Raw genomic sequence first — 14,045 nt, forward strand, 5'->3', positions numbered from 1 at the left:
ATCATGTTGCACCCACTCACGTTTGAAACGATTTTCAAAGACAAAATCTGGGGCGGCCAGAAGATCAAAACCGTTCTGGGCAAAGACTTTTCTCCTTTGCCCAACTGCGGAGAAACCTGGGAAATTTCCGGCGTTTCGGGCAATATCTCCGTGGTGGCCGAAGGGCCGCTGAAAGGTAAAAGTTTGCAGGAACTGCTGGAACACTACAAAGACGAACTGGTTGGCAAGCACGTTTACGAGCGGTTTGGTAACGAATTTCCGTTGCTGGTCAAATTCATCGACGCCAACGACGACCTCTCGATTCAGGTTCATCCGAACGACGAACTGGCTAAAAAACGGCACAACAGCTTTGGAAAAACCGAGATGTGGTACATCCTCGCAGCCGACGAAGGAGCCACGCTCAACTCCGGTTTTAACCGGGAAGTGACCAAAGACGAGTACGTGAAGGCCGTCGCGGATAACACGCTGATGGACATTCTGAACATCGAACCGGTCAGTGCCGGGGATGTCTTCTTTTTGCCCGCCGGTCGGGTTCACTACATCGGAAAAGGCATTCTGCTGGCCGAAATCCAGCAAACCTCCGACATCACCTACCGGATTTACGATTTCGACCGCACCGACGACAAAGGGCAGAAACGCGAACTCCATACCGAACTGGCGGTCGATGCCATCGATTATACGCACTACGATCAATACAAAACATCGTATGATTCCCAGCCGAATCAGAGCGTCAATGCCGTCACCAGCGACTACTTCGTCACCAATGTCCTGAAATTCGATCAGGAAGTGCTGCACGATTACACACACCTGGACTCGTTCGTGATCCTGGTTTGCGTCGACGGTGCACTAACGGTCGAAACCGGCGACGGCTATCGCATCCCGCTGAAAATGGGCCAATGCGTACTGCTGCCCGCTTCCACCACGCAGGTCACCCTGCTCCCCAACGGCCCCATGACGGTTTTGGAATCCTACGTACCTTAAACTAACGATGAATTTCATCTACTTCATTTTTGCTTTTCTGGTTGGAACAGCGACGAGCATTCAATCGGGCGTGAATTCCCAGTTGCGACAGAGCATTGCCCATCCGGTGCTGGCCGCTCTCATCTCGTTTGGCTCCGGTTTTGTGGTGCTGGCGCTGATGTGTCTGGCTTTCCGGACGCCCATACCGGCTCTCGAAACCATGCGGGGCATCAGTTGGTGGAAATGGACGGGCGGTTTGCTGGGCGCCATTTATGTAACCACCGTCATCATAACCGTTCCGCGGATTGGCGCGGGCAACCTGCTCAGTCTGAGCGTTGCCGGCCAGTTGCTGGCAGCCGTTATTCTGGATCATTACGGCCTGCTCGGGTTTAAAGAACACGGGCTGACGCTCTGGCGACTGGTTGGCGTTCTGCTGATCGTGCTGGGTGTTGTGCTGGTGGTAAAGAATTAGAAAACAACGAACAATTCGGGTTCCAATCCGTGTTCAGTAGGCATGGTCAAATACCGCTTTTATCCGACGCTGCTCAACACCTTCTCCCGGTATCTTTCCGGAGGTAATTTCACGATGCAGCAGTTGCTCGACACCATCAACCGGGTTCCGGCCCCAACGACGGTGGCGCAGGAGCGCGGCAGCCGGTTTGAAGATGCCGTGATCAAGGGCGAAGACGAGGAGCGGTTCAACGCCGACATTCTGGAAAAATTCCGCCGACACCTGCCCCGCCCCATCATCGAAACCCAGGTCTATTGCCAGTATGAGATCGACGACGTGCTGTTTTACGGCTACGTCGATCTGATCGGAAAATACAAAGCCGTCGATATCAAAACCACGGCGTCTTATCAGCATCCCCGATTCACTTTCAACCACCAGAATCTGTATCTCCACGCGCTGAAAAAACGCGGCATCCGGTTGATGGAATACCTGATCACGGATTTTAAGGAGGTCTACGTCGAGAGTTATTCCCTCACGCATCCGATTGATAAACAGCTCGAAGAAATCCGGCTTTTCAAACAGTTTCTGGAAGAACACCGCGCATTAATCTCCGATCCGAAGATTTTTGTGACTCCGGAGTGAGTAAATAAGTTATTACACAGGGTTTATCAGAGAACACCAGAGGTAACCAGAGATTTCTCTGATAAACCCCGATTTCCTCTGATTACCTCTGTGTAATAACAACTTTCGAATTCTCATGAAAAAACTCATCATCGCCATTTCTTTCACCCTCGCTTTCTGCTCGTTCCAGAAAGAAAAATGGGTCAAGCTCTTCAACGGGAAAGACTTCAGCGGCTGGACCATTCGCGGGGAACAGGTCAAGAATGATTACCGCATCGAGAACGACGAAATCGTCGGAATCTCGAAACCCAATTCCCAGAATACCTTCCTCTGTACCAATAAAAATTACGACGATTTCATTCTGGAACTGGAAGTGAAAGTCGATACGGGCATGAATTCCGGCATTCAGTTTCGCAGCGAAAGCCGCCCGGATTTCAAAAATGGCCGTGTTCACGGCTACCAGGCCGAAATTGATCCGGCGGCCCGCGCCTGGAGTGGCGGTTTATACGACGAAGCCCGGCGCGGCTGGCTGGTCGATCTGAAAAATAACCCCGAAGGTCGGCAGGCATTCAAAAAATTCGACTGGAACAAATACCGGATCGAAGCCGTTGGCAAAACCGTCAAGATTTTCCTGAATGGCGTCAAAACCACCGACTACACCGACACGCTGGCGACCAAAGGATTCATTGCCCTCCAGGTTCACGGCACCAAAGTGCAGCGGCCCATGGAAGTCCGCTGGCGCAACATCCGCTTGCAGGAACTGGCGAAGAAATAACGGCAAATCACGTCCGTACACAAAATCTAGCTTTTTTATTCCCCGCTAACCGGTGACCTTTGCGGCTATGATTGGCCGCAGTTTACGTCTGTATCGGGATGCCTACCGGGGTTTGCCCGCGCCCGTGTGGTTGTTGGGGGGCGTGATGCTCATCAACCGCAGCGGCACGATGGTGCTGCCCTACCTGACGCTGTATCTGACGCAACACCTCCATTACAGCGTGACGGAAGCGGGCCTGGTGATGGCCGTTTACGGGGCGGGGGCGCTGGTCGGGACGTTTCTGGGCGGGCGGCTCTCCGACCAGTTCGGCTTCTACCCGGTTCAGTTTCTGAGCCTGCTGATTTCGGGTTTCTTCCTGATTTTCCTGCAGTTCGCGCAGGATTTCTACACCCTGTGTGGGGTCGTTTTCATCTACACGCTGCTGGGAGATGCCTTTCGTCCGGCGGTTTCGTCGGCGGTGGCCTATTACAGCGTTCCCGAAAACCGCACCCGCGCCTATTCGCTCAACCGGCTGGCGATCAACCTCGGCTGGTCGCTCGGGGGCGGTTTGGGCGGCTATCTGGCCGGAATCGACTACCGGCTTCTGTTCTGGGTCGATGGCCTCACCTGCATCGTGGCCGCGATCGTGCTGCGGGCGTACCTGCCCGTTCCCGTCCGGTCTGGTTCAACGGTTGCCAAAACCGACACCCCCGCAGCAGGCATCCGATCGGCCTACCGGGACCGGTTGTTTCTGATTTTTATCGGGGCTACGATCCTGTTTGCGATCGGCTTCTGGCAATTGTTCGGCATGATTCCGTTGTATTTCAAACAGGTGCTGCACCTGAAAGAAACCCAGATCGGCTTGCTGATGACGATGAACGGCCTGATGATCGTCTTCATCGAAATGGCGCTGGTCTACGCGGTTGAAAAGCGGTATGCCCACCTGAAAGTCGGCATCATCGGGTTCGGCGCGTTGCTGGTCGGCTTGTCCTATCTGATCCTGAATACCGGTTTGTGGCCGGTTTTAGCCATTATTTCGGTTCTTATCAACACGCTTGGGGAGATGCTGGCGATGCCGTTCATGCAGTCGTTTACGGTGGAACGGGCCAATCCGCAAAACCGGGGGCAATACCTCGCGTTGTATTCGATGGCCTATGCCGTCGCCCAGATTACGGCACCCGCTTTCGGGTCACAGGTTGTCGCCTGGGCCGGTTTTTCGACGCTTTGGATGGTGGTGATGGGATTTTGCCTGGCCTCGGCCTGCCTATTCTGGTGGATAGCCACTCAGGTGAGGAAAACCACTCTTTTAACAGATTTACTAAATAGTCCGGGAAGAACCGCTTAATTTTGCGGCTTTCCAACTGACTCCTTACGCGCTTGAAACTCTGGCAAAAAGCAAATACCGACCCTAATTCCAACGCAGCATCTGAAAAAATCGAACGGTTTACGGTTGGACGCGACCGCGAGATGGATCTGTACCTCGCTCCTTTCGACGTGCTCGGCAACCTCGCTCATGCCACCATGCTCGAAACCATCAACCTTCTTTCGAGTGAGGAGTTAAAAATGATGAGTGAAGAGTTAAAAGTTATTTACCAGCAAATTCAGGAGGGCGAGTTTGTGATTGAGGAAGGTGTGGAGGATGTTCACTCGCAGGTGGAACTGATGCTGACGCGGAAACTGGGCGACGTTGGCAAGAAAATTCACAGCGGACGGTCACGCAACGACCAGGTGCTGGTTGACCTCAAACTGTTCACCCGCGACCGGCTCTGGCAAGTGACCGAGGCCGTTCGGCAGGTGTTCGACCGGCTGATTGCCCGTTCGGAGCAACACAAGGCCGATTTGTTGCCGGGCTACACGCACCTGCAAATCGCCATGCCGTCGTCGTTTGGATTGTGGTTTGGTGCTTATGCCGAAGCCCTGGCGGATGATATGCTGCTGCTGCAAACCGCTTACCGATTTGCCAACCGGAATCCGCTCGGTTCAGGTGCGGGCTACGGTTCCTCGTTTCCGCTCAACCGGACGCTAACTACTGAACTGCTGGGCTTTGAAGGCATGCACGTCAACGTGGTATATGCGCAGATGAGTCGCGGAAAAACCGAACAAACCGCCCTGACGGCTTTGGCCGCCGTGGCCGCCACGCTCTCGCGGATGGCAATGGACATTTGCCTCTATAACAGCCAGAACTTCGGTTTTCTGACGCTGCCCGACGCCCTGACAACCGGTTCGAGCATTATGCCCCACAAGAAAAACCCCGACGTGGCCGAACTGCTCCGCGCCAAAACCAACCGCCTGAAAGCCCTGCCGATGGAGGTGACGCTGGTGATGAGCAACCTGCCGTCTGGCTACCACCGCGACATGCAGATTCTGAAGGAAATCCTGATGCCCGCTTTTGAAGAACTCCTGGATTGCCTGGAAATCACGGATTTCATGCTCGAAAACATTCAGGTGAAACCCAATTTGATGGACGATCCGAAATACGATCTGATGTTCAGCGTCGAGCGGGTCAACGCGCTGGTGCTGGAAGGCGTTCCGTTCCGGGAAGCCTATCTGATGGTCAAAACCGAAGTGGAAGAAGGAACGTATAAAGCGTCCCGCGAACTGCACCACACACACGAAGGCAGCCTTGGAAATTTGGGAAACGATCAGATTGTGAAGCACATGGACGCGAACATGCAGGGATTTGGCGCGGAGAAGGTAGCAGAAGCCGTGGAGAAATTAATCGGAACGCGGGACTGATCCCGCGTTCCGATCCCAGCTTATTCCACCCGGTAGGCAACCAGCTTGTTCTTGAAAAACGTCGGCACAACGATCATCTTCTTACCCGAAACATATTCAATATCAGCGGTATTCATTTTCTCCGGCCGCGAGTCGAGCATCAATTGTTTCTGTCCGTCGGCAGTGATGTAAAACAACCGGCCACTCCAGTCCGAAACGATGAAGTCCTTCCCGACGGCCACAATACCGTCGGTGTTTCCCATGCCGTCGGCCAGCTTCGTAATCGCTTTGGTTTCGATGTCGATGGATTGCAGGGCCCCGATTTTGGTGCTGCCGATCATCATTTTCTTCGTTCCGACTGCCATCAAACCGTTCGGATTGTTGAGGTCACCACCGTCCATCCAGATTTCCCACTTGCTGTCTTTCAGGCGATAAATCTTGCTGTTCCGGCTGTCTGATACATAAACCGTTCCCTCTTTATCAATCGTGACATCGTTCAAAAACGCCTTTTTGTCCGTGGCATCCCAGGTTTGCTCGGCCTGCCCGTTCGACAGATTAATGGCAATCAGCCGGTACACATCCGTCACATACAGGCGGTTTTTGTAGATGCCCATGCCTTTGGGTGCGTTCAGGCCCGTCGTCCACTTGAGGTTCTCGATTTTGCCGTCGAGCGAGACTTTCGAAATAAAACCGTCCCCATCGAGCGAATCGGATTTGCCGACGATATTGGCCACATAGAGAACTTTCCCTTTCGGATCATACAGCACCGATTCCGGCACCCGCAACGTGGAGTCGGTTTCCCAGACTTTCACGAGTTTCTTTTCTTTTTTCGGCGACTCAAACGCCGACAGGGTAACGGTCAGGATGATACTGCCGCTTAACAGTAGATTTAGCAAACGCATAGTTCGGGAGCAGATGGTTTTGTAATAATTACCTTGTAAGTAACGACACGGTCGCCGTTATTCCAACGGTTTGGCCGGTTTGTTACCATACAGCGCGCTAACTTAACCGAACGGCAAACAGCTCTTTGGAATTATAGTAAACGTAGGCCACGACAAACAGCGTAACCACCCCACCCAGTGCCACCGAGGGCACCACGCCCAGCAGCCGGGCCGCCACCCCCGACTCGAAAGCCCCGATCTCGTTGGAAGAGCTAACAAAAATACCGTTGACAGCCGCCACTCGGCCCCGCATGTGATCGGGTGGAAAAATTTGCAAAACCGTGTTCCGAATCACCACGCTCACACTGTCGAAGGCACCCGTCACGAACAAGGCAAAAACCGACAGCCAGAAGTGGGTCGAGAAAGCAAACACCAGCGTGAAAACCCCGAAGCCCAACACCGCAATGAGCATGTTCCGCCAGGCGTTGTGGGTGGGCGGAAACCGCGTCAGGAGCAGCATGGTTCCGATGGCACCGATGGCCGGTGCCGCCCGCAGAATTCCCAGCCCCTGAGCACCCACTTTCAGAATGTCTTCGGCAAAAACCGGCAGCATGGCCACCACACCCCCGAACAGAACCGAAAACAGATCCAGCGAAATGGAATAGAGAATGATCTTGGTTTTGAACACGAACCGGAAGCCTTCGCGCAGGCTGTTCCACAGGCTGTCTTTCGGGCCTTCCGTCACCGGAACCGGTTTTTTCTTGATCATGGAAATCAATACCAGACAAACCAGCAGCAAACCGATGACAACCAGCAACGAATAATCCAATCCCAGCCAGACGTAGAGGAAACCGGCAATGCCCGGCCCGGCAATGGCACCAGCCTGCCAGAACGAACCACTCCAGGTGGACGAATTGGCGTATAGCTCCCGCGGAACCAGAAACGGTTTTAGCGACGAACTGGTGGGTGAATAAAATCCTTTGGCCGTCCCGATCAGCACGAACGCGCTGTAAATCACCACCAACTGCGTGGTTTTGGAAAGATGTCCGACCACCGAGGGTTGAAAAACCAGGTAGAGAATGACGGACCCCAGAATAATCACCGACAGGCTGACCTGCAAAATGGAACGCTTCTCCCGCCGGTCGGCGAGGTGACCGCCAAATAGCGACATGGCGATGAACGGCAGCGCTTCGGCCAGGCCAACGAGGCCCAACGCCAGCGGATCGTGCGTCATCTTGTACAATTCATACCCCAACAAAACCTCCTGAATCAGAAGTGTGGCCGTAAACAGAAAGCTATTGGCAGCAAAAAAGCGAAATTCGGGATAACGAAGGGCTGCGTAGGTGTCAACCTTTTTATTCATACGACAAAAATAACGGTTCGATCAGGATTCTGCTGAATATTAAGCGGAACTGTCATTTCTTTGTTTTTGTAAATGAGCCGCCGAGCAGCCCCAACCCGCGACCGGGCTGCCCGTCGTCATTATTTAACGTCTTTCAAAAGAATCGGTTATGCGTGTCAAAATTTGTTGCATCAGCAGTGTGGAAGAAGCCCGGCTGGCGGTCGGAGCCGGGGCGTCGGCGGTGGGTCTGGTGGGGCGGATGCCCAGCGGGCCGGGCGTGATCGGAGATGAACTTATCCGAACGATTGCGCAAACCGTGCCTCCCCCCATCGCCACGTTTCTGCTGACGAGCGAGCCTACGGCCGAAGCCGTGATCGAACACCACCGCCGGGTTTTCACCAATACGATTCAGTTGGTCGACGCCCTGCCACCGGGGAGTTACCAGACACTGCGGGCGGCTTTACCGGGCATAAAACTGGTGCAGGTGATTCACGTTTTGGATGAGCTCAGCATCGACGAAGCCCTGGCATCGGCGGAGGAAGTGGATGCCTTGTTACTGGATTCGGGCAATCCGAAACTGGCCGTGAAGGAACTGGGCGGAACAGGTCGCCGACACGACTGGACGCTGAGCCGCCGGATTGTGGAGCAAAGCCGGGTGCCGGTTTTTCTGGCCGGTGGCCTGAACCCGGAGAACGTCCGGCAGGCCATCGACACCGTGCAGCCCTTCGGCCTGGACATTTGCAGCGGTGTCCGGACCAACGGAAAGCTGGATCCGGATAAACTGACGCGGTTTTTCGCCCAAATTCACCGAAGCTAAATAATAAAAAACCCCGACCAAACGGGCCGGGGTTTTCTTTCTATGCGTCGACTCACCTTACGCTACTGCAATTTGTTTGGGTTCGATCACCGGTTTTTCAACTTTCGGCAGATCGATTTTCAAAATACCGTCCGTGTAGGCGGCCTGAATTTGCTCGTTGTTCACGTTTTTCGGTAAGCGGAAGCTCCGTTCGAAAGAACTGTAGCTGAACTCTTTCCGGGTATAGTTTTCGGCTTTTTCTTCCCTGGCTTCTTCCAGCTTGGCCGAGATGGTTAACTGGTTGTTGGTCAGGTTGATCGCGAAATCTTCTTTCTTCAAACCGGGGGCCGCCAGCTCAATGTGATAGGCGTTTTCATCTTCTTTCACATTCACCGCCGGAACGACCGAACTGGCTGCTTTGGCAACCGCTGGCGTGTGAAAATGACGGTTGAATTCCTGGTTTACCAAATTGTTAAAAAAAGAGGGTAACTGGTTGTATTGGACTAAGGTTCTCATGGCTTTATGTTGGTTATCTTTTTAATTTCTGAACTACATCTCCCTTTATTCAACTTGTGTACCAATCTAAAAATAGAATCCGGATCAGCCATTTTGTCACTAAAATCATTTATACCGAAAGAAAAGATGACATTTTGTCTTACTTGACCGGCATTTTTGTCGGAACAACTGCTCAATGCCACCAGACGTTTGCCGGAATTATTACTTTAATACCTTCGCTTTTTGCCCCTAAATCCCCTAAAGGGGACTTTTAGCATCCGGATTAAGCTGCGTCCAAGTCCCCTTTAGGGGATTTAGGGGCAAAAAGCGGAAATGCAATGAATTATCAGACATAAGTCCTGTACTTAATCAACTGTCTATATCCAATGATTATGGATTAAAACTGCGAGATATGGAGCGGAAACACGGACACAATAAGGCTAGCATAGCTTTTTGGCAAGAGTAAGCAAGAAATTTAATGTGACTGATTGTTGATGCATCGACAATCAAACCTTATTTTTAGCCTTCTGTACCTCCCTCTCAACCGTACTATTACTTATGTTCCAGTATTACCGTCTTCTATCCTTCATTTTTTGCGTCTTACTCAGTACTACGATCCTACAGGCGCAGCAGACCGCGGCCACGTTTTTTGAAACCGGCATTGTGAAAAGTAAATCGGGCGATTTTATGGGTGCTTTACAGGCATTCAGTATGGCCATCGGGGCAAATCCCGAAAACGCACCCAGCTACTACAACCGCGGACTGGCCAAAGCCAATCTGAAAGACCACCGGGGCGCCATTCTGGACTACGACCGGGCCATTGAACTGAATGGAAAAGATGCCCTGGCTTACCTCAGTCGCGGGGTGAGCAAAAGCAAACAGGACGACCACCGCGCGGCCCTCATGGACTTCAGCCGGGCCATCGAACTGGCACCCGACGACGTACAGGCGTATTATTACCGGGGCGTGAGCCGCAGCCGCCTGGAACAATACCGGGGTGCCTTGCAGGATTTCTCTAAAACCATCGAACTGGACCCCAACAACGTACAGACGCTGTATGCCCGTGGCATTACGAAGCAGAAACTGGACGATTACGCGGGCAGTCTGGCCGACTTTTCGAAGGTGATCGAACTGAACCCCAAACGGGCGCAGGCCTACGCCGGTCGCGGAGCGTCGCTGGTGCAACTGGGTCAGTACCAAAAAGCCGCTGAGGACCTTAATAAAGCCATTGAACTGGCACCCGAAGACGGCGAGTCGTTCTACAACCGGGGCTTTGCCAAGAGCAAGCTGGAAGATTATAAAAGTGCGCTGAATGACTATGACCGTGCCATTGTTCTGGAAGCAACCAACTACCGGGCCTTTTATGGCCGGGCCTTCTGCCGTGGCAAACTGGGCGACCAGCGCGGAGCCATTCAGGATTACAATACGGCCATTGAAATCAACAATGCCAACGTAGAAACGAAAGTGGTCTATAACGGCAAAATTTCGAGAGCGGTTCTGGACAATTTGCGGAACGCCGTGCAGCAGAAAAACATCATCGACGCCCTGTCAACCGAACGTTCGGAAGCGTATTTCAACCGGGCGATCAGCAAAAGCAAAACCAACGACATCAAGGGAGCCACGGCCGATCTGAACAAGGCCATCGAACTGAATCCGACCTACTCGGAAGCCTACTTCACCCGCGGCCTTATCCGCTCGCAGCAGGGCGACCAGAAAGGGGCCATTCTGGACTGCAACAGCGCACTTCAACTCGATCCGAAATACGCCGAAGTCTACTACGTACGCGGCATCATCCGCCACAGCCTGGGCGACGAAAACGGCGGCTGCCTCGACCTCAGCAAATCCGGCGAACTCGGCTACACCCCGTCGTACAAGGCGATTAGTGATTACTGCAATTGAGTAAAGAATTTTGCCCCGTTCCCCTAAAGGGGACTTGGACGCGGAATCCTCCGGATGCCAAAAGTCCCTTTAGGGGAACGGGGCAAAGCTCTTTACTCAAACCGCAGGTGCTTGACCGACTCGCCCGAGTTGGCTAGTTCGCGGAGGGAGTCGATGCCGATCTGGAGGTGTTTTTCGACGTACGAGCCGGTAACGCGTTTGTCGCTCTCTTCGGTTTTGACACCTTCCGGCACCATCGGATTGTCGGAAACCAGCAGCAGGGCACCGTGCGGAATGGCGTTGGCAAAGCCGACGATGAAGATCGTGGCGGTTTCCATGTCGATCGCCATCGCGCGAATCTCCCGCAAATATTCCTTGAACACTTCATCGTGTTCCCAGATCCGCCGGTTGGTCGTATAGACCGTACCGGTCCAGTAATCCAGTTCGTGTTTTTTGATCATGGACGACACCGCCCGTTGCAACCGAAACGACGGCAGAGCCGGAATTTCGGGCCGCATGTAATCGTTGCTGGTGCCGTCGCCCCGAATGGCCGCAATCGGTAAAACCAGATCGCCGACCAGCGTTTTTTTTAACCCACCGCATTTTCCCAGAAACAACACCGCCTTGGGATCTACCGCCGTCAGCAAATCCATGACCGTTGCGGCCATGGCGCTGCCCATTCCGAAGTTGATAATCGTAATGTTGTCAGCAGTTGCCGTTTGCATGGCCCGGCCCAGGCCGTAGATTTCGGTATCGTATTTTTTCGCAAACAGCTCGACGTAGTTGATAAAATTCGTCAGCAGAATATACTCTCCGAACTGTTCGATGGGCGTTCCGGTATACCGGGGAAGCCAGTTTTGGACAATTTCATCTTTGGTTTTCATGGTTTGAAGTGTATCATCGATCGGTGGCAGCATTACTCCGCCAGATTCCGTATTTTTGACGGATGGAATCGTTAAACCTACCGGTTTTTGAGTACAATACGAAGCAGATCGAGGGGAAACCGTATATTTTCGATGTGTTGCGGAAGAAGTACGTGCTCATTACGCCGGAAGAATGGGTGCGGCAACACGTCGTGCATCTGCTGCTGAATCAGTATGGCTATCCGAAATCACTGATTCGCAGTGAAGGCGGTTTGAAACTCAATCAATTGCGAAAACGAACGGATATTCTGGTGTTCGACCGGTTGGGAAAACCGTTCCTGCTCGTCGAGTGCAAAGCCCCCCAGGTGACTGTAACCCAACAGGTCTTTGACCAAATTGGCCGTTACAACCACATCCATCAGGCCCCGTACATCGTGGTAACCAATGGCCTAACGCACTTCTGCTGCTGCGTCGATTACCAACTCCAAACGGTTGATTTTCTGGACGATCTGCCCCGGTTTGAGTAATCAATTCGTTTTCTTCCCCGGTTTTGGAAACACCTGATGGGTGTTCGCCCACTGACGCCATAGCCCTTCCAGTTCACGCACTTTATCGGGATACCGGGCCGCCAAATCGTTCATTTCAGTTTGATCCGTTGCCAGATCGAACAGCCGCCAGGTGGTGTCGCGGCTGGCCGAAACCAGTTTCCAGTTCCCGGACCGGGCATACCGCGCGCCAAAATGTTCGTTAAACAAGGTTGAATGACCCACTACCGGTTTTCCTTGAAAAGACGGCACCAGACTGACGCCCGTGCTGGGCGTGATCGCGTGACCCTGGTGGGTTTTGGGGTACGTCGCACCGGCCAGTTCGACAAACGTGCTCATGAAATCCATCACGTGTCCCGTCTGCGCACTAAAGCTGCCTTTTTTAGCCGTCATCCCGTTGGGCCAGAAAGCCACCAAAGGCGTATGAACGCCCCCTTCCGACGATTCGGCTTTCCAGAACTGATACGGCGTGTTGGCAACGTTGGCCCAGCGCTGTCCAATCGAGGCATAGGACGTCTGCGCGCCCGGCATCACCTGCTTTTTGAGGTCGTAGGCAATCGGTCGGCCATCGCGGGTCTGGTTGGGGCGGTCGAAACCGGGGCCGTAAGCCGCACAGTTTTCGGGGCTGGCTCCGTTGTCCGACAAAAACAGAATCAGCGTATTGTCCAGTTGACCGGTTTCGCGCAGGGCTTTCAGCATCCGGCCAATGCCCTGATCCATCCGGTCGATCATGGCGGCATGAACGGCCATTGCGCGGGCATCCCATTCTTTATCCGGGTTGGCTTCCCAGCTCAGGTCATTCTGCCAGCGGTCGGAAAGTTTGGTTTTCTTCGGATCGATCAGCCCCAGTTTGACCATTTTCTGATACCGGTTTTTCCGAATCACATCCCAGCCCACTTTATAGGTATCCTTGTATTTCGCGATGTCTTCGGGCAACGCCATCAGCGGCCAGTGCGGGGCCGTGTGGGCCACATAGAGAAAAAACGGTGCCGATCCCTTCGCAAAGGATTGAATGTACGCGACCGTTGTATCGCTGATGGCATCCGTGTGGTAATAGTTCTTCGGCACGGTTTTGACCGGTTTGGTGCCGTTTACCAGGCTGAATGGATCGAAAAAATCGACGACGCCCCAGATGTTGCCAAAATACCGGTCAAAACCCCGGTTGGTCGGATATTGGTCGATAGGCGCAAAATCGCCGTAGTCCTTCTGGTGGTTCAGCCACGCCAGTTGTTCCTTCGGGTCTTTCTGCACCGTGGTGTTCGAAACGTGCCATTTCCCGGTCATCGCTGTCTGATAACCAGCGGTTTTGAGCACTTCCGCCAGCGTTACGGTATTGTCGGTCAGGTGACCGCGGTAGCCGGGTTGATCTTCCGCTTCGGTCATTTTGCCAATACCGGCCTGCTGGTTGTATAAACCGGTCAGCAAACTGGCCCGCGTCGGACAACAGCGCGAGGTGTTGTAAAACTGCGTATACCGAATGCCGTTTTGGGCCAGGTAATCGATGTTCGGGGTATGAATTTCACCGCCGTAGCAGCCGACATCCGAAAAACCGAGGTCGTCTGCCATGATCACAATGATGTTGGGCCGGGCAGTCGCTTGGGGCGACGGAGTAGCGAGCGGTTTTTTCTCAAAACTGCCCAGAAACAGGATGGCAAAAACGGCCAGCAAAGGGATCGACAGAACCAAAAGCCCTTTTTTCATAACGTAACCAGTAAATTTGAACCAATATGAATGCAACCTACGG

At 53.3% G+C, this 14,045-nt stretch carries 14 protein-coding genes; 9 read left to right on the forward strand and 5 right to left on the reverse strand.

Annotated elements, in window-relative coordinates; translation table 11 throughout:
• Positions 1-3 precede the first annotated feature (3 nt).
• The 6 genes from ACO064_RS09590 (at position 4) to argH (ending at position 5,522) form a co-directional block, all read left to right on the forward strand.
• On the forward strand, positions 4-981 hold the full coding sequence (locus ACO064_RS09590; protein WP_421827160.1) for a type I phosphomannose isomerase catalytic subunit: 978 nt from the start codon (positions 4-6) through the stop codon (positions 979-981).
• Between the two features lie 7 nt (positions 982-988).
• Complete coding sequence (locus ACO064_RS09595; RefSeq protein WP_421827161.1) at positions 989-1,432, forward strand: DMT family transporter; 444 nt, start codon at positions 989-991, stop codon at positions 1,430-1,432.
• A 42-nt stretch (positions 1,433-1,474) separates the two neighbouring features.
• Positions 1,475-2,053, forward strand: coding sequence for a hypothetical protein (locus tag ACO064_RS09600; protein ID WP_421827162.1), 579 nt, complete (start codon positions 1,475-1,477; stop codon positions 2,051-2,053).
• Positions 2,054-2,168: 115 nt separating this feature from the next.
• Positions 2,169-2,807, forward strand: coding sequence for a 3-keto-disaccharide hydrolase (locus ACO064_RS09605; protein WP_114407199.1), 639 nt, complete (start codon positions 2,169-2,171; stop codon positions 2,805-2,807).
• A 52-nt stretch (positions 2,808-2,859) separates the two neighbouring features.
• On the forward strand, positions 2,860-4,131 hold the full coding sequence (locus tag ACO064_RS09610; RefSeq protein ID WP_421827163.1) for an MFS transporter: 1,272 nt from the start codon (positions 2,860-2,862) through the stop codon (positions 4,129-4,131).
• 32 nt (positions 4,132-4,163) lie between these two features.
• On the forward strand, positions 4,164-5,522 hold the full coding sequence (gene argH, locus ACO064_RS09615) for an argininosuccinate lyase (RefSeq protein ID WP_421827164.1): 1,359 nt from the start codon (positions 4,164-4,166) through the stop codon (positions 5,520-5,522).
• A 20-nt stretch (positions 5,523-5,542) separates the two neighbouring features.
• Here the strand turns inward: argH and ACO064_RS09620 are convergent, their stop codons facing one another.
• A complete protein-coding gene (locus ACO064_RS09620) occupies positions 5,543-6,403 on the reverse strand; it encodes an SMP-30/gluconolactonase/LRE family protein (RefSeq protein WP_421827165.1) in 861 nt (286 codons plus the stop codon).
• 97 nt (positions 6,404-6,500) lie between these two features.
• Positions 6,501-7,745, reverse strand: coding sequence for an MFS transporter (locus tag ACO064_RS09625; protein WP_421827166.1), 1,245 nt, complete (start codon positions 7,743-7,745; stop codon positions 6,501-6,503).
• A 148-nt stretch (positions 7,746-7,893) separates the two neighbouring features.
• Here ACO064_RS09625 and ACO064_RS09630 point away from each other — a divergent pair, with 148 nt between their 5' ends.
• Complete coding sequence (locus ACO064_RS09630; protein ID WP_421827167.1) at positions 7,894-8,541, forward strand: phosphoribosylanthranilate isomerase; 648 nt, start codon at positions 7,894-7,896, stop codon at positions 8,539-8,541.
• Between the two features lie 57 nt (positions 8,542-8,598).
• Here ACO064_RS09630 and ACO064_RS09635 read toward each other — a convergent pair whose 3' ends face one another.
• Positions 8,599-9,036 carry an Hsp20/alpha crystallin family protein gene (locus tag ACO064_RS09635; protein ID WP_421827168.1) on the reverse strand — a complete coding sequence of 146 codons (438 nt, stop codon included), beginning with the start codon at positions 9,034-9,036 and terminating at the stop codon, positions 8,599-8,601.
• 537 nt (positions 9,037-9,573) lie between these two features.
• Between ACO064_RS09635 and ACO064_RS09640 the strand changes: the two genes are divergently transcribed.
• A complete protein-coding gene (locus tag ACO064_RS09640) occupies positions 9,574-10,914 on the forward strand; it encodes a tetratricopeptide repeat protein (protein ID WP_421827169.1) in 1,341 nt (446 codons plus the stop codon).
• A 92-nt stretch (positions 10,915-11,006) separates the two neighbouring features.
• Here the strand turns inward: ACO064_RS09640 and ACO064_RS09645 are convergent, their stop codons facing one another.
• Entirely contained in the window at positions 11,007-11,777 is a 771-nt protein-coding gene (locus tag ACO064_RS09645) for an AMP nucleosidase (RefSeq protein ID WP_421827170.1), read from the reverse strand.
• A 62-nt stretch (positions 11,778-11,839) separates the two neighbouring features.
• On the opposite strand from ACO064_RS09645, the gene ACO064_RS09650 reads away from it, so the two are divergent.
• Positions 11,840-12,283, forward strand: a complete 444-nt coding sequence (locus ACO064_RS09650) for a type I restriction enzyme HsdR N-terminal domain-containing protein (RefSeq protein ID WP_421827171.1) — start codon at positions 11,840-11,842, stop codon at positions 12,281-12,283.
• Here the strand turns inward: ACO064_RS09650 and ACO064_RS09655 are convergent, their stop codons facing one another.
• Positions 12,284-14,002 carry an arylsulfatase gene (locus ACO064_RS09655; protein ID WP_421827172.1) on the reverse strand — a complete coding sequence of 573 codons (1,719 nt, stop codon included), beginning with the start codon at positions 14,000-14,002 and terminating at the stop codon, positions 12,284-12,286.
• Between the last annotated feature and the right edge of the window lie 43 nt (positions 14,003-14,045).

It is taken from the genome of Larkinella sp. (assembly GCF_965227735.1).
GTDB lineage: Bacteria > Bacteroidota > Bacteroidia > Cytophagales > Spirosomataceae > Larkinella.